The sequence below is a fragment of the Sphingomonas chlorellae genome, from assembly GCF_056485145.1.
Map to the genome: position 1 here is coordinate 468,086 of NZ_JBQXXM010000001.1, position 16,173 is coordinate 484,258.

Below are 16,173 nucleotides of genomic sequence, written 5' to 3' on the forward strand. Positions count from 1 at the left end.
CGGGGGCGTCGGCGTCAACGCTGGGCAAGCCGCGCGCGTGCCTCGGCCGCGTCGCGGTGCATCTGGGCCGTCAGCGCGTCGAGACTGTCGAACTTCGCCTCGGGACGCAGATAGTCGATCAGCGACACCTCGACGGCTTGCCCGTAAAGGTCGCCCGCGAAATCGAAGAAATGGCTTTCGAGCAACTCGATCGGCGGGTCGAAGCTGGGCCGGATGCCCAGATTGGCGACGCCGTCGAGCAGCCGCCCGTCGGCAAGCTGCCCGCGCACGGCATAGATGCCATAGGCCGGGCGCAGATAGCTGCCCAGCCGCATGTTGGCGGTTGGGTAGCCGAGCTGGCGGCCCAGCTTGGCGCCGCCTTCGACCACCGCCTCGATCGCGAACGGCCGCGTCAGCAGCGCTGCCGCCTCGCGCGGACGCCCGGCCCACAGATGGTCGCGGATCCCGCTCGACGAGACGACGTGCCCGTCAAGTTTCACTGCGGCGACGGTCTCGGCGGTGAAACCGAGTTCGGCGCCCAGCGCGGCGAGCATCGCGACATTGCCCTCGCGCCCCTTGCCGAACGTGAAATCCTCGCCGGTCACCACGCCGCCCGCGCCGATCGTCTCGACCAGCTGCTCGGCGAACTGGCGCGCCGACAGTCGCGCGAGCGTTGCGTCGAAATGAAAGACGAGCATCGCGTCAGCGCCGCCCGCGCCGAACAGCCGCTGGCGCTGGTCGAGCGTGGTCAGGCGAAAAGGGGCGGCGTCGGGCTGAAAGAAACGGCGCGGGTGCGGGTCGAAGGTGGCGACGACCGCCGGGCGCCCTTCGGCGCGCGCGCGCTCCACGGCGCGGCCGACCACCGCCTGGTGCCCGAGATGGAATCCGTCGAAATTGCCCAGCGCAACGATCGCGCCCCGGAAGGGAGGCGGAACCGCCGAGCCGCCGTCCAGCCGCTGCATGCGCGTGGCTATAGGGATTGCCGGCGCCGATGCCAATGGCCGGGGCGAGCGCGGCGGCGCGCTCAGCCGAAGAGCCAGGTGCCGAGCAGCCGTCCCGGCAGCAGCGTGAACAGCCCGGCGACCGACAGCCCCAGATAGGTCAGCGTCATCGTGCGGCGGTGCCCGGCGATGTCGTGACGGATCGCCTGGACGATCCCGCGCGGCACCATCACCAGCACGATCAGCGACAGCAGGTGGATCGGGCTGAACCCGCCGGTGATCCCGTGCAGCGCCAGGCTCGACAGCGCGGCGACCAGCATCAGCACGGCCCAGATCCGGCCGAGCGCGCGGTGGAGCGCATCACCCTTGCGGCGCAGCAGGACATAGGCGCCAAGCGGCAGCGCCGGGATCACCGATACCAGATGCAGCGTCAGCCACAGACTGTAACCGCTTGACCTTGCGATGGCGCCGCTCACAAGACCATGCGCAATGGCGAGCAGGATGGCACCGCCGGCGACGCTGCCGGCGATCAGGACCAGCCGGTCGAGCCGGGCGGGAGCGGGGACGGCAATGGCGGAAATCGTGGAACGGGTCATGAATGCCTCCTGGGTTGCCGCCGATCCTGCCGGGCGCCGCTTGGCGGGCCAGCGCGATTTCGCGTCCGGCGCGTCCGGTTTCGTCGCGGGTGCCGCCGGGAGGAGCCTGTACCGTTCGCGAAGCATGAACGGGCCGCGCGCGTGACGGGCGTGCGTCGCTGGGGCGTCGAACTGGCGGTGCTGGGCGGTGCGATGCTCGTGCTCGCGCTCCTCGGCCCCTTCGGTTCGTTTGCGCGGCCGGTCGAAACGCGGCTGCTGCAATGGGGGATCGCGATCGCGGGCGGCTATGTCTTTTTCCGGCCGGTGATTGCAGCCGGCCGCGCCTTTGCCGCGCAGTCGGGGATGCCCGTGGGCGTCGCGATCGCGCTCGCCTGCGGCTTTGCCTCGATTCCGACGAGCGTGATCGTCGCGCTCGCCTGGACCGGGTTTCGTTGGCGCGGGGTAACGATCGCCGACCTGGCGGGGCTTTACCCGCAGGTGTTGATCGTCGGTGCGACGCTGACCGTGGTGCAACTGCTCGTCCGCCGTGCGGCGCCGGTGCCGTCGACGGCGCCAGATGTCTCATCGTTCGCACACCCCTCATCAATCGACGCCGAAGCCGCCGCCCCGCCGCCGCCCGCCGCGTCCGATGAAGCGCCGCCGGTCGTTGCGGTGCCGGCCACCGTCGGGCGCGCGCCTTTCCTCGATCGGCTGCCGGCGCATCTTGGCGACACGCTGCTCTGTCTCGAAAACGAGGATCATTATGTCCGCGCCCATACCCCAGCGGGCAGCGCGCTGATCCTCATCCGGATGCGCGACGCCGTCGCCGAGCTCGAGGGCGTCCCCGGCGAGCGCGTCCATCGCAGCTGGTGGGTCGCCCGCGACGCCGTCGTCGCGGCGGTGCGTCAGGATCGCAACCTGCGCCTGCGGCTGGTCGACGGGCGCGAGGTGCCCGTTGCGCGGTCGAGCGTCGCGACGCTGCGCGAGCGCGGCTGGCTGGCCGATCTGCCGACCGCGCCCTGACCGGCCGCCCCCATGCGGGTCACGGCGCCGGAACGATCCCGGCGCGAATCACCCGCAGCACGTTGCCGCCCATCACCTTGGCGATGTCGGCTTCCGAAAAGCCGCGATCGACCAGCGCCTGCGTCACCTCGACAAGCTGGGCGGTGTCGAAGCCGGTGGTCACCGCGCCGTCGAAATCCGACCCGAGCCCGACATGGTCGATTCCCACCAGGTCGCGCACATGCGCCACCGCCGCTGCCACCGCACGCGGGCTGGTCGAGCAGATCGCCGCGTCCCAGTAACCGATGCCGATGACGCCGCCGGTGCGCGCGATTCCGCGAACCTCGTCGTCGGTCAGGTTGCGGTTGACGCGGCACGTCGCCTGCACGCCGCCATGGCTCGACACCACCGGGCGGCGCGCGGTCGCCAGGATGTCGGCGACCGCGGCATGGCTCGCATGTGCCACATCGACGATCATGCCCATCCGCTCCATCCGGCGCAGCACCTCGCGTCCCATCGGCGTCAGGCCGCGCTTGGCGATGCCGTGCATCGATCCGGCGACGTCGGTGTCGAAGAAATGCGCGAACCCCGCCATGCGGAACCCCGCGGCGTAAAGCCGGGCGAGGTTGTCGGGGCGTCCCTCCAGATCCTGCAATCCCTCGATCGACAGCATGCCGCCGACGACGCGCTGGCCGCGCGCGCGGTCGGCGAGCAGCCGGTCGAGATCGGCGGGGGTGCGGATCACGCGCAACTGGCCGTTCGAATCGGCCGCGGCGCGTTCGAGCTTCTCGGCATGCCACAGCGAGCGTTCGAGCAGCGACCGCCAGGTCCGCACCGGCTGCAACTGTGCGATCACCAGCGAGGTGATGTTGTCGCTGTCGGCGCCGTTGGCGTCGTAATTCTGTCCGCGCGGCGTCTTGGTGACCGACGAAAAGACCTGCAGCGCGACATTGCCTTCGATCAGCCGGGGCAGGTCGACCTGCCCGCGCGTGCCGCGGGTCAGCAGGTCGCGTTGCCACAACAGCGAATCGGCGTGCATGTCGGCGATCTGCAGCCGCGCGTGCAGCGCGCGCGTCGCCGGGCTCACCCGGGGCAGCGGCGCCGGGATCACCCGGTTCATCCCGCGCTCGACGATCCCGGGCGCCAGCGCGAAAAAGCCGATTGCCGCCGCCGCCAGGACGGCAATCACCGTCCAGGCTATTCTTGTCCGTCTCCGCATCGCACCCGCTCCATCGTCACGAAGCTGTAGGCGGGCCGCCCCGCTTCGGCGGCATGATCCTCGCGCGCGGTTTCGCGCCATGCAAGCGGATCAAAGGCGGGAACGAGCGCGTCGCCTTCGGGCGCGGCATGGATTTCGGTCAGTTCGATCCGCTCGGCCAGCGGCAGGAACAGCGCAAAGACCTCGGCACCGCCGATGATTGCCGCGTCGCCCCCGGCCAGCGCCAGCGCCGCCGCGGGCGTATGCGCCACCTCCGCGCCCTCGGCCCGCCAGGCGGTGTCGCGCGTCAGGACGATATGCCGCCGGCCGGGCAGCGGCGCGGGAAAGCTCTCGAAGGTCTTGCGGCCCATCACCATGGCACGCCCCATCGTCTGCGCCTTGAAACGCTTGAGGTCGGCGGGCAGGTGCCACGGCAGCTTGCCGTCGCGGCCGATCACGCCATTGTCGGCGCGGGCAAGGTGAAAGCTGATCATCCGCGTTTCAGACCGCCACCGGCGCCTTGATATGCGGCTGCGCCACATAATCGTGGAGCACGAAATCGGCATAGTCATAGGCGTCGATCGACGGCGCGCGCCGCACGATCTCCAGCCGTGGCAGCGGCCCCGGCGTTCGGCTCAGCTGCGTGCGCGCCTGCTCGAAATGGTTCGAATAGAGGTGGCAGTCGCCGCCGGTCCAGATGAACTCGCCCGGCAGCAGGTCGCATTGCTGCGCCAGCAGGTGCGTCAGCAGCGCATAGCTCGCGATGTTGAACGGCACGCCCAGGAAAATGTCCGCCGACCGTTGATAGAGTTGCAGGCTCAGTCGACCGTTGGCGACATAGGTCTGGAACAGGCAGTGGCACGGGCTGAGCGCCATCGCGGCCAGCTCCCCGGGGTTCCACGCCGTCACCACCTGCCGGCGCGATCCCGGATTGGTGCGGATCGTGTCGATCAGCTCGGCGATCTGGTCGATGGCGCGGCCGTCGGCGGTCGCCCAGTCGCGCCATTGCTTGCCATAGACGGGGCCAAGATTGCCGTCGGCGTCGGCCCATTCGTCCCAGATGGTCACGCCGTTTTCCTGCAGCCAGCGGACATTGGTGTCGCCGCGCAGGAACCACAGCAGCTCGATGAAGATCGAGCGGACGTGCAGTTTCTTGGTCGTGAGCAGCGGAAAGCCCTGGGCAAGGTCGAACCGCATCTGGTGGCCGAACACCGATCGCGTTCCCACTCCGGTCCGGTCCATCACGTCGACGCCCTCGTTGAGCGCGCGCGCCATCAGGTCAAGATATTGCCGCATGACGCCTGCCTATCGGATTTCGAGGCGCGCGGGAACGGGGCGTGCGATTTGATCCGAAACGGAGGCAAATCCCGCCTTGGCGCCGTTCCGGACCGGTTCGCGATCGGCTGTTAAAGGGCGGCATGGCAATCCGGGGCGCATGTCCGCGTATCAGCCGATTGCTTCGCCCCGCACCCTCCACGATGTCGCTGCCGCGCGAACGCTGTTCGCGCCGTTGGCGCGCGAGCGCTGCGAGGTGGCGGGGATCGCCTATCTCGACGGCGAGCGCCGCCTGCTCGCGCTGCGCTATGTCCGCTCGCCTTCGGACAGGGCGCTGATCTTTCCGCTGCGCGACATGCTGGCCGATGCGCTGGGTTTCGGCGCGGCGGCGCTGGTGCTGGTGCACAACCACCCGAGCGGCATCGCGCGACCCAGCACCGCCGATCGCGACGCGACGCAGCAGATCGCCCGGGCGCTCAAGCTCATCGACGTGCGGCTGATCGACCATCTGATCGTGGCGGGCGACGCCTGGGCGAGCTTCCGCGCGCTCGGCCTACTCTGATCCGGGATTGGCGGGCAGCCGCGCCGGCTGGGCGCGCGCACCGGTGCGGCAGGCGCGGATACTGGCCGGCTCGGGCCGTTCGCCCTCGGGGGCAAAGATCGCCATATAGCCGCCGGCCGACGGCATCGGGCGCATCGACACGCGGCGATAGCCGACCGCGGCAAATTCGCACGCGAGCAGCGCCGGGGGCGTTCCGTGGCTGTCGGTCGGGCGATCGGCGTCGACCACCACCACCTGCCCGCCGGTGCGGAGCGACGGCCGCAGCCGCCACAGGAACTCATAGGGCGATTCGATCTCGTGATACATGTGCACCATCAGCACGCGGTCGAAGCTGTTCTCGGGCAGCCGTGGGTCGGCGGGCAGGCCCAGCCGAACGCTGACATTGTCGAGCCGCTCGCGCACCACGCGCGTCGCCAGCGCGTCGCGTACCTCGGGCACGATGTCTTCGGCAACGACCCGCCCCTCGGCGCCCACGCGCGCGGCGAGGCGGATCGTGTAATAGCCTTCGCCCGCGCCGATATCGGCAACGGTCATGCCGGGGCGGATGCCGGCCAGCGTCATCACCTGGCCCGCCTCGTTCAGCCGGTCGCGTGCCTCCTCGGTCGACCAGCGCGCCGAAACGATCGACGCCACCGGACGGTCCGCGGCCGGAAAGCCGCTGTTCGCGGCGCGGTGATCGTGCCCGCCGACCGCGCGGCCGTCGCATGCTGCCAGCGGCGCCAGCATCAGCATCGCGATGGCGGCGGGCGCGAACCTCAATCGACGTCCTCCACTTCGACCTTCTCGCCGGTCACGCGCTGCGACAGCGCCGCCGCCATGAAGGCGTCGAGATCGCCGTCGAGCACGTCGCTCGGGCTGGTCGAGGTCAGTCCGGTGCGCAGGTCCTTCACCAGCTGATAGGGCTGGAGGACATAGGAACGGATCTGGTGGCCCCAGCCGATGTCGGTCTTGGACGCGTTCTGCGCGTTCGCCGCCGCCTCCCGCTCGGCCAGCTCGCGTTCGTAGAGGCGCGCGCGCAGCTGGTTATAGGCCTCGGCCTTGTTCTTGTGCTGCGAACGCTGGTTCTGGCACTGCACCACGATGCCGGTCGGCAAGTGGGTGATCCGCACGGCCGAATCGGTCGTGTTGATGTGCTGCCCGCCTGCGCCCGATGCGCGATAGGTGTCGATGCGCAGCTCGCTCTCGTTGATCTCGATCTCGATATTGTCGTCGATCACCGGATAGACCCATACGCTCGAAAAGCTGGTGTGGCGCCGTGCCGAGCTGTCATAGGGCGAAATGCGCACCAGCCGGTGCACGCCGCTCTCGGTCTTGGCATAGCCATAGGCGTTCTCGCCCTTGATGAGCAGCGTCGCCGACTTGATGCCCGCCTGTTCGCCGGCATGATAGTCGATCAGCTCGACCTTGTAGCCGTGGCGTTCGGCCCAGCGCGTGTACATGCGCTGCAGCATTTCGGCCCAGTCGTTGCTTTCGGTGCCGCCCGCGCCCGCATTGATCTCGAGATAGGTGTCGTTGGCGTCGGCTTCGCCCGAAAGCAGCGCCTTCACCTTGTCCTGTTCGGCGCGTTCGGCGAGCGCGGCGAGGCTGGTGGTGCCCTCGCTCGCCATCTCCTCGTCGCCTTCGGCCTCGGCCATCTCGATCAGCTCGACCGTGTCGGCGAGTTCCTGCTCGATCGCGCGGGTGACGCTGATCGCCTCGTCGAGCCGGCGGCGTTCGCGCATCACGTCCTGCGCGGCCTTGGCGTCGTTCCACAGCGCCGGGTCCTCGACGCGTGCGTTCAGTTCGTCGAGCCGCCGCAGCGCCCGGTCCCAGTCGAGGAAGCGGCGCACCAGCGCCAGCGCGCTCTTGATCTTGTCGGCATGTGCCTGCGCTTCGGCGCGCATCGGGATTCTCCAACTGGTCTCCGGCGGGTCGGGGGCCGGGGTAAGGCATCAAGATAATATCGAACCGCGCGCGCTAGTAGATTCCGCCCTCGCGTTGCAAGAAGTCGCTGTCGTTCTGGCGATCGGCGCGCGGGGCCGTGCGACGGTCGGCGGGGCGTTGCCCGGCTTCCTCGGCGCTGGTTCGGCGTTGGCGGCGCGGCTCCGATTCGGGCCGGAACGCCTCCCAGATGACCGGCGATAGCGGGTCCGACGACGGCCATGCGCCGGTAACGGGGCGGCCGCTCGCGCGATCGATCCGCACCATGCGGACGCCGGCGGGCGCCGTGAAGGGCAGCTTGTCGAGCGTCGCGAAGGCGGGCGCTGCAAAGCTCTTGAAGATCGGCGCCGCGATCGTGCCGCCCTGGGCATAGCCGCCCAGATTGGTCGGCGAATCATAGCCCATGTAGAGCCCGGCGATCATCTGGGGCACGCCGCCCACGAACCACACGTCGGTCGGGCCCGAGGTGGTGCCGGTCTTGCCCATCATCGGCCGGTTGAGGTCGCGCAGCACCGTCGCGGTGCCGCGCTGGATCACGCCTTCGGTGATATGGACGATCTGATAGGCCGCGACGGGATCGACGAGCTGCTTGCCGTGCCCGAACGGGCGGGGCATCGCGCCGCCGTCCCAGTCGCGCGCGTTGCAGCGATCGCATGGACGCCAGCCTGCCGGCCAGATCACGCGGCCCTGCCGGTCCTGCACGAAATCGATCAGCGTCGGGTCGAGCGCGCGGCCGCGGTTGACGAGGATCGAATAGGCGTTGACCATCCGCTGCACGGTCGTCGTTCCGGCCCCCAGCGCATAGGAAAGATAGGGCTGGTACCGCCCGCGCGACACGCCGACCCGCTCGATCAGGTCGACGACATGGTCCATCCCGATCTGGTTGGCGACCTGCACCGTCATCAGGTTGCGCGACTGTTCGACGCCCCAGCGCAGCGTCTTGGGGCCGGCGCTGCGCATGTTGCCGAAATTGCGGAAGCATTTCTGGCCCAGATTGCCGCCCTGGTCGACACAGAAGGGGCCGTCGACCACGATCGACGCGGGCGAGAGCCCCTGTTCCATCGCGGCGGCATAGACGAGCGGCTTGATCGTCGAGCCCGGCTGGCGCCACGCCTGCGTCGCGCGGTTGAGCGCCTGCACGCTCGAATCGAACCCGCCCTGCATCGCCAGCACGCGGCCGGTGCGCGGATCCTCGACGACCATGCCGCCCGAAATGCGCGGCACCGAACGCAGCGCGAAGCTGCCGCCTTCGGGGGCCACCGCCAGGATGTCGCCGGGACGGATCGCGCCGAACGCCTCGCCGCCGCGCCCGCGCACGGGCATCGTCGCGCCCAAGCGCGGCAGCATCGCGGTGCTGCCATCGTCAAAGCCGATGCGCCACGCATCGCCCAGCCGCTCGATCACGATCGCGGCGCGCCAATCCTCATAGTCGAGAACGATGTTGGTGTTGAGCAGCGCCTGCTGCCAGCCGCCGTCGACATCCTGGTGGCCGACCGGGCCGCTCCACCCGCGGCCATGGTCGAACCGCACCAGTCCGTCGCGCAGCGCCTTCTGCGCATATTGCTGGATCTGCGGGTCCAGCGAGGTCCGCACCCACAGCCCGCCGCCATAGACGCTGTTCGGGCCGTCATCGGCCTGTTCGCCGAAGCGGCCGATCAGCTGGCGACGCACTTCCTCGATGAAATAGCCGCCGGCGCGTTCGGCGCGCGGCGTCTGGCGCGGTATCGTCCCCAGCGGCGCGGCGCGCGCCGCGTCGCGTTCGGCGGCGGTGATGAAGCCGTTGTCGAACATCTCGCCCAGCACCCAGTTGCGCCGGGCGACGGCACGGTCGGCATAGCGGTCGGGGTCGTAATTGGCCGGCCCCTTGGGCAGGATCGCCAGATACGCGACTTCGGGCAGCGTCAGCGCCGACACGGTCTTGCCGAAATAGGCCTGCGCCGCCGCCTCGACGCCGCCGGCGTTGCGGCCGAGTTCGATCGAGTTGAGGTACAGCTCCAGGATCTGCGCCTTGGTCAGCGTCCCCTCGATGCGCCAGGCGAGGATCGCTTCCTTCAGCTTGCGCGTCGCCGAATATTCGTTTCCGATCAGCAGGTTCTTGGCGACCTGCTGCGTGATCGTCGATCCGCCGCGCGCGCGCTGGCCGGTGCCCATCTTGGTCACATAGTCGAAAACCGCCGCTGCGGTGCCGCCCAGGTCGAGGCCGTGATGGCTGAAGAACGTCTTGTCCTCGGCCGAAAGGAACGCGTTGATCAGCGGTCGCGGATATTCCGAAAAGCGCAGCAGGATGCGGCGTTCGCGGGCATAGGCATGGATCGGCGAGCCGTCGATGCCGCGCACGTTCGACGGCAGCGGCGGGGCATAGGCGCGCAGCGTGTCGACCGAGGGGAGGTTGCGCGAAACGACGAGCACGACGCCCGCCACCGAAACTCCGGCGAGCAGCGCAAGAACCGCGGGCACACGGAACCACCAGCGCCGCTGGATGCGACCAAATCCCGCCGCCAGCGCGCGGATCCTGCCGCGCTTGGGTGCCCCGTCGCTCTTGTCGTTGCCGTCCGCCATTGGGGGCGGGGTGTAGCAAGTTTCGGGCGCGATGCCAGCGGCTCTGTGCAGTGCCCGGCCGCCGATGCGACGGGCCGCCGTGCGGGTCGGCGGCGCCGTCGCGCGGGCGGTTCAGCGCGCCGCCATGCGCGTCGCGAAATGCACCTCGACCGCGCGCCGCACCGCTTCGGCCACGCGCCGCTGTCCCTCGCGCGAGGCGAGCAGCGTCGCATCGGCGGGGTTCGAGATATAGCCCGTCTCGAACAGCACCGACGGCAGGTCGGGCGCCTTCAGCACCATCAGCGACGCCATCCGGTGATAGTTGGACTTGATCGGGATCAGCGGCTGCGCCTCGCGCCCGAGCAGCCGGGCGAAGTTGGCCGACATGTTCATCGTCTCGCGCTGGGTCAGGTCGATCAGGATCGACGAGATGTCGGCGCTCTGCTGGCCCAGGTCGACGCCCGCCAGGATATCGGCCTTGTTCTCGCGCGTCGCGAGCCGTGCGGCCTCCTTGTCCGATGCCACTTCGGACAGCGTGTAGATCGTCGCGCCCGATGCCTCTTCGCTGCTGGCGCTGTCGCAATGGATCGAAATGAACAGGTCGGCCTTCAGCCGGCGCGCAATGCCATAGCGTTCCTGAAGGACCAGGAAGCGGTCGTCGTCGCGCGTCAGTGCGACGCGGACGCGCCCCGATTCGAGCAGCCGGTCGCGGATCGTGCGCGCCAGTTGCAGCGTCACGTCCTTTTCGCGCAACCGTCCGTCGGGGGCGAGCGCGCCGGGATCGTGCCCGCCATGGCCGGCGTCGATCACGACCAGCGGCCGGCTCGGATCGCCCAGGATTCGCGGCAGCGGCCCGCGGCCCGGATTGGCGGGCAGCGGCATCGAAACGCTGTAATCATGGCCGCGCGTGCCGCTGTGCGGCTGGCCGGGTGCGGCGATCGTGATCCGCTGGCCCGACGCCGCCCGGTTGAAGCGTCCGTCGTCGACGCTGCGCAACTCGAGCGTCAGCGTGCGTCCGCTCGCGCCGAAGCGTCCGCTGGTGACGATTGCCGGCCGGGCCAGGTCGAGCACGATGCGCGCACCGTCGGCCTGCGCGCCTTGGCGGATCGCCGCCACCGGCCCGTCGGCGCGCGTGCGTCCGCCGGGCGTCGCGCCGCGGATGTCGAGCGCGATGCGGTGCGGCGCCGCCAGCATGAACGCGCTCGCCTGCGCCACCGGCGCATCGAAGGTGACTTCGATGCGGTTGCCGCGAACATGCACGTCCTGCACCACTCCTGCCCAACTGGGTGCGCCTGCGATCCAGCCAGAAAGAAGGGCGATGAAGAAGAGCACCCGAGCGCTATGCCGCGCCGGGCCACGGGGGGTCCAGCCCAAAACCATGCTATAATACTCGAACGCGTCTGCCCTGACGCATCCGAGGCTAGGTCTCGCTTTCTCAAGTGGCGGTGAAGCAGCGCGGTTAACATCCGGTCAGGCATGATTCGGGTTCCGCGGCTGCTACGGGCGCGTGCGCGGTTCGACTTTGCGGAAAACGCCACGACTTGCGGGGCATGGAGTTGCCGCATGGCTAACGGGATGCTACGCAAGCAATCACCTGGGTCTTGTACCCTGGGGATAACGGCGGTCGTTCCGCCGCGAACAGATCAGGTTGAAGCTCGCATGAGGCAATTTCCCCACCGCTTCGAACGCCAGGCCGCTGCGGCCGGCGTCGCGGCCGTGGTGGAGCTTCCGGACCGCCGGTCCGGACGTGCGCGTGCGGCAGCAGCATTTCTTGAAACCTGCGGGACCAGGGGCGGCCAGGCCGATCCCCGCCGCATCGCAACTCGCGCGCATGCGCACCGGGCCGTGATCGGCCCTGCCGTGCGCGCCCGGAGACTATTCAATGACCACGCGTATGCTGATCGACGCACGCCACCGGGAGGAAACCCGTGTGGCCGTCGTCAAGGGAAATCGAATCGAGGAATTTGATTTCGAATCTGCCGAGCGCAAGCAGCTCAAGGGCAATATCTATCTGGCCAAGGTGACCCGCGTCGAACCGTCGCTGCAGGCGGCGTTCGTCGATTACGGCGGCAACCGCCACGGCTTCCTCGCCTTCTCGGAAATCCATCCCGATTACTACCAGATCCCCAAGGAGGATCGCGACGCGCTGCTGCGCGAAGAGGCCGAGCATGCGGCGCAGGAAGCCGCGCTGCGCGAGGCTGAGGGCGACGATGAGGACGACACCGATGGCGACGACGACGATGTCGAGGTCGTCGAGCGTTCGGCCGAGGACGAGGACGGCGAAGGCGAGAGCGAGGCGGCCGAGGGCGGCAACCGTCGCCGTCGCAAGCGCGGCGGCAACAGCGACGAGGCCGAGGCGCTGCGCCAGCGCCGCATGAACCTGCGTCGCCGCTACAAGATCCAGGACGTGATCCGTCGGCGCCAGGTGCTGCTGGTCCAGGTCGTCAAGGAAGAGCGCGGCAACAAGGGCGCGGCACTGACGACCTATCTCAGCCTCGCCGGCCGTTATTGCGTGCTCATGCCGAACACCGCGCATGGCGGCGGCATCAGCCGCAAGATCAGCTCGTCGGCCGACCGCAAGCGGCTCAAGGGCATCATGGCCGACCTCAAGCTCCCGCCGACGATGGGCTGCATCGTCCGCACCGCGGGGCTTCAGCGCACCAAGACCGAGATCAAGCGCGATTTCGACTATCTCGCCCGGCTGTGGGACGAGATCCGCGATCGCACGCTCTCGTCGTCGGCGCCCGCGCTGATCTATGGCGACAGCGACCTGATCAAGCGCGCGATCCGCGACATCTACAACCGCGACATCGACGAGGTGATCGTCGAGGGCGAGGACGGGTATCGCCAGGCGAAGGACTTCATGAAGCTCCTGATGCCCAGCCATGCGCGCCGCGTGAAGCAATATGCCGATGCCGTGCCGCTGTTCCAGCGCGCCGGCGTCGAGGACCAGCTCGCCGCGATGTACCACCCCGTCGTTCAGCTGAAGTCCGGCGGCTATCTGGTCATCAACCCGACCGAGGCGCTGGTGTCGATCGACATCAACTCGGGCCGTTCGACGCGCGAGCACAATATCGAGCAGACCGCGACCGCGACCAACCTCGAAGCCGCGCAGGAAATCGCCCGCCAGCTCCGCCTGCGCGACATGGCGGGCCTGGTCGTGATCGACTTCATCGACATGGATCATTCGTCGAACGTCCGTAAGGTCGAGAAGGCGATGAAGGAGGCGCTGAAGAACGATCGCGCCCGCATCCAGGTCGGCCGCATCTCGCCCTTCGGCCTGATGGAGATGAGCCGCCAGCGCCTGCGCACCGGCGTGCTCGAGGCGTCGACCCGCACCTGCCCGCATTGCGAGGGCACCGGCCTCGTCCGCACCGCCTCGTCGGCGGGCCTGTCGGCGCTGCGCATGATCGAGGACGAGGCCGCGCGCGGCCGCGGTTCGGAGATCCTGCTGCGCGCCAGCCAGGAAGCGGCCTTCTACGTGCTCAACAAGAAGCGCGGCGAACTTGCCGAGATCGAGGAACGCTACGGCGTGATGATCGAGGTCGCCGCCGACGGCGAGCTCGAGGGCGCGCGCATGTCGGTCGAGGCGTCGGGGCCGCCGCCGGCCTATGCGCCCAAGATCGCGCCGCTGCTCGACGAACCCGAAGAGGATTATGTCGAGGAGATCGAGGACGAGGAGGAGATCGAGGAGGCCGAGGCCGAATCGACCGCCGAAACGCCCGCGCCGCGCGAGGCTGAAGGCGAAGAGGGTGAGGGCGGCCGTCGCCGTCGTCGCCGTCGTCGTGGCCGCGGCCGCCGCGGTCGCAACGAGACCGGCGCCGTCGAGGGCGGCGAGAATGGCGAAGCGGGCGAAGACGCCGACTTCGGCGAGGACGACGAGGCGGTTGCCGCCGAGGCCGAAACCGAGGTGGAGGCCGATGCCGTTGTCGAGGCCGGCGAAGTCGCGGCACCTGCGGCGGACGCCGCCGAGCCGGGCGAGGGCGGACGCAAGCGCCGCCGTCGTGGCCGCCGCGGCGGTCGTCGCGGCGAACGCGGCGAGGAGTCGGTGAGCACGGCCTCGGCCGACGCCGAAGCCCCCGCCGAAGCTCTCGTCGACGTGGCGCCCGAGGGTGAGGCCGATGCGGCCGTTGCGCCCGAGGTCGCGGCATCGGCACCGGCGGCGGAAGAGGCTGCTCCGGTCGAGGCGGTTGCCGAGGCGGCGCCGGCCAAGCCCAAGCGCACCCGTCGCAAGAAGGCCGATGTCGCCGCCGAGACCGCGGTCGTCGAGCCGGCGGCGGTGGCAGCGCCTGCCGAGGCTGCGGCCGAGGTCGAGGCGCCCGCCAAGCCCAAGCGGACGCGTCGCAAGAAGGCCGATGCCGAGGCGGCGCCTGTCGCGGCCGAAGCTGCCTCCGAAACCGCGGCGGAGCCGGCAGCCGAAAAGCCCAAGGCCAAGCGCACCACGCGCCGCAAGAAGGCTGATGCCGAAACCCCGGCCGAGGCGGCGCCCGCCAAGCCGAAGGCGCGCGCCAAGGCCAAGGCTGCGCCGGCGACTCCCGCGCCTGTGGTCGAAACCACCCCGGCGGCAGCGGCCGAGCCCGAGGCGCCCGTCGCCGACGGTGATGCGGCCGAACCCGCTGCCGAAACCGCCGGCGCCTCGCCGCGCCGCGGCTGGTGGCAGCGTACCTTCGGCGCCTGATGTCCGGGCCGCGCGCGTTGCTCCCGGGCGACGCGCGCGGCCGGCACGCCGCCGCCGGGCGGCGCGAAACTGCTTCACGCGCGGTTCATCGTGACGGGGCAAAGGCATTGCGCGACAAGGAGTTCGGGACGATGATGCCCTCCATGAAGCGCCTGGCGGCCCTGCTGGCCCTGCTCTGTCTCGGTATGTTCGCCTCGTCCCCTGCCAGCGCCCAGTCGGTGCTGCGCGATGCCGAGACCGAGGCGCTGCTCAACGACATGGCGCGTCCGCTCGCGCAGGCGGCCGGCCTTTCGCCCGCCAATTTCCGCGTCGTGCTCATCCAGGACAGCTCGATCAACGCCTTCGTCGCGGGCGGTCAGATCGTCTATGTCCATTCGGGACTGATCGACGCCGCCGACAACGCCAATGAAGTCCAGGGCGTGATCGCGCACGAAATCGGCCACATCATCGGCGGGCACGCCGTTTTCCAGAATGATGGCGGCGCGGGCAAGATCTCAATGCTCAGCCTGCTGCTCGGCGTCGCCGCCGCGGCCAGCGGCAATGCCGATGCCGGCATGGGGCTGATGATGATGGGCCAGCGTGCCGCGATCGGCAAATATCTGGCGTTCAGCCGCGTTCAGGAATCGTCGGCCGATGCCGCGGGGTCGCGGTTGCTCAACTCGGCGGGAATCACCGGCCGGGGGATGCTGTCCTTCTTCGGCAAGCTCACCAACCTTCAGCACCGCTACGGCTATTATTCGACCGATCCGGAGGTCGATCCGTTCGCCCAGACGCACCCGATGTCGCAGGATCGCATCGAAACGCTCAAGGCCGATCTGCAGCAGGCGCCGTCCTGGTCGCGCCCGCTCGATCCCGCGCTCGAGGCGCGCTTCAAGCGCGTCCAGGCCAAGCTGCGCGGCTATGTCAACGATCCGCAGGCGACGCTGCGCACCTATCCGCTCACCGATCAGTCGGCGCCGGCGCATTATGCGCGCGCCTATGCCTATCACAAGTCGGGCTATCCCGAGCAGGCGGCGGCCGAAACCGCGGCCCTCGTTCGGATGGCGCCGCACGACCCCTATTATCTTGAGCTCGAGGGGCAGATCCTGCTCGAATCGGGCAAGCCGGTCGAGGCGCTGGCGCCGCTGCGCGAGGCGACCGAGCGGTCGAACAACCAGCCGCTGATCGCGACCACCTTCGGCCACGCGCTCGTCGCGACCGAGGACAAGGCGAACCTGGCCGAGGCCGAGCGGATCCTGCGCCAGGCGGTCGCGCGCGACCGCGAGAATCCGTTCGCCTGGTTCAATCTGGGCGTCGTCTACGAACGCAAGGGCGACGAGCCGCGCACGGCGCTCGCCACCGCCGAACGCGCCAGCATGATGGGCGATCCGCGCACCGCGATGGTCAGCGCGCGCGCGGCAATGGCCGGCCTGCCACAGGGCTCGTCCGACTGGCTGCGCGCGCAGGATCTGTTCATGGTCTCGCAGAATGCCTTTGCGAACCAGAAAAAGGGGCAAAGGAACTAG

The 16,173-nt window shown here is 69.4% G+C and carries 13 protein-coding genes; 4 read left to right on the forward strand and 9 right to left on the reverse strand.

Translation table 11 applies throughout. The features are described from left to right. Positions 1 to 14: 14 nt before the first annotated feature. Together ACT3CF_RS02290 and ACT3CF_RS02295 are read right to left on the reverse strand one after the other, a co-directional pair. Complete coding sequence (locus ACT3CF_RS02290) at positions 15 to 941, reverse strand: bifunctional riboflavin kinase/FAD synthetase (protein ID WP_478420110.1); 927 nt, start codon at positions 939 to 941, stop codon at positions 15 to 17. Between the two features lie 62 nt (positions 942 to 1,003). Further along, positions 1,004 to 1,516, reverse strand: a complete 513-nt coding sequence (locus ACT3CF_RS02295; RefSeq protein WP_478420111.1) for a DUF2306 domain-containing protein — start codon at positions 1,514 to 1,516, stop codon at positions 1,004 to 1,006. Between the two features lie 141 nt (positions 1,517 to 1,657). Between ACT3CF_RS02295 and ACT3CF_RS02300 the strand changes: the two genes are divergently transcribed. Then, complete coding sequence (locus ACT3CF_RS02300) at positions 1,658 to 2,518, forward strand: LytTR family DNA-binding domain-containing protein (protein ID WP_478420112.1); 861 nt, start codon at positions 1,658 to 1,660, stop codon at positions 2,516 to 2,518. A 19-nt stretch (positions 2,519 to 2,537) separates the two neighbouring features. On the opposite strand, the gene ACT3CF_RS02305 is transcribed toward ACT3CF_RS02300, so the two are convergent. From ACT3CF_RS02305 to ACT3CF_RS02315, 3 genes are read right to left on the reverse strand one after another with little or no spacing between them, the layout of a single operon-like run. Next, positions 2,538 to 3,716, reverse strand: coding sequence for a dipeptidase (locus ACT3CF_RS02305; protein WP_478420113.1), 1,179 nt, complete (start codon positions 3,714 to 3,716; stop codon positions 2,538 to 2,540). Next, positions 3,695 to 4,189 (reverse strand): dihydrofolate reductase, encoded by a 495-nt coding sequence (locus tag ACT3CF_RS02310; RefSeq protein ID WP_478420114.1) that lies wholly within the window; start codon positions 4,187 to 4,189, stop codon positions 3,695 to 3,697. Before ACT3CF_RS02310 ends, ACT3CF_RS02305 begins: the two co-directional genes overlap by 22 nt. A gap of 7 nt (positions 4,190 to 4,196) precedes the next feature. Beyond that, positions 4,197 to 4,991, reverse strand: coding sequence for a thymidylate synthase (locus ACT3CF_RS02315; protein ID WP_478420115.1), 795 nt, complete (start codon positions 4,989 to 4,991; stop codon positions 4,197 to 4,199). Between the two features lie 139 nt (positions 4,992 to 5,130). Here ACT3CF_RS02315 and ACT3CF_RS02320 point away from each other — a divergent pair, with 139 nt between their 5' ends. Next, positions 5,131 to 5,532 carry a JAB domain-containing protein gene (locus ACT3CF_RS02320; RefSeq protein WP_478420116.1) on the forward strand — a complete coding sequence of 134 codons (402 nt, stop codon included), beginning with the start codon at positions 5,131 to 5,133 and terminating at the stop codon, positions 5,530 to 5,532. Here the strand turns inward: ACT3CF_RS02320 and ACT3CF_RS02325 are convergent. The 4 genes from ACT3CF_RS02325 to ACT3CF_RS02340 all read right to left on the reverse strand — a co-directional run bounded on the left by ACT3CF_RS02325 (position 5,524) and on the right by ACT3CF_RS02340 (position 11,370). Continuing rightward, a complete protein-coding gene (locus ACT3CF_RS02325; RefSeq protein WP_478421317.1) occupies positions 5,524 to 6,264 on the reverse strand; it encodes a class I SAM-dependent methyltransferase in 741 nt (246 codons plus the stop codon). The two genes, ACT3CF_RS02320 and ACT3CF_RS02325, sit on opposite strands and share 9 nt — an antisense overlap. A 23-nt stretch (positions 6,265 to 6,287) precedes the next feature. Beyond that, the gene (gene prfB, locus ACT3CF_RS02330; protein WP_478420117.1) at positions 6,288 to 7,415 is read right to left on the reverse strand and encodes a peptide chain release factor 2; all 1,128 of its coding nucleotides are present in this window, start codon (positions 7,413 to 7,415) and stop codon (positions 6,288 to 6,290) included. 73 nt (positions 7,416 to 7,488) lie between these two features. Then, positions 7,489 to 10,011, reverse strand: coding sequence for a penicillin-binding protein 1A (locus tag ACT3CF_RS02335; RefSeq protein WP_478420118.1), 2,523 nt, complete (start codon positions 10,009 to 10,011; stop codon positions 7,489 to 7,491). Between the two features lie 111 nt (positions 10,012 to 10,122). After that, on the reverse strand, positions 10,123 to 11,370 hold the full coding sequence (locus ACT3CF_RS02340) for an N-acetylmuramoyl-L-alanine amidase (protein ID WP_478420119.1): 1,248 nt from the start codon (positions 11,368 to 11,370) through the stop codon (positions 10,123 to 10,125). A gap of 502 nt (positions 11,371 to 11,872) precedes the next feature. On the opposite strand from ACT3CF_RS02340, the gene ACT3CF_RS02345 reads away from it, so the two are divergent. After that, positions 11,873 to 14,668 (forward strand): Rne/Rng family ribonuclease, encoded by a 2,796-nt coding sequence (locus ACT3CF_RS02345; RefSeq protein ID WP_478420120.1) that lies wholly within the window; start codon positions 11,873 to 11,875, stop codon positions 14,666 to 14,668. A 134-nt stretch (positions 14,669 to 14,802) separates the two neighbouring features. Further along, positions 14,803 to 16,173: a M48 family metalloprotease gene (locus ACT3CF_RS02350; RefSeq protein WP_478421319.1), complete on the forward strand. Its 1,371-nt coding sequence runs from the start codon at positions 14,803 to 14,805 to the stop codon at positions 16,171 to 16,173.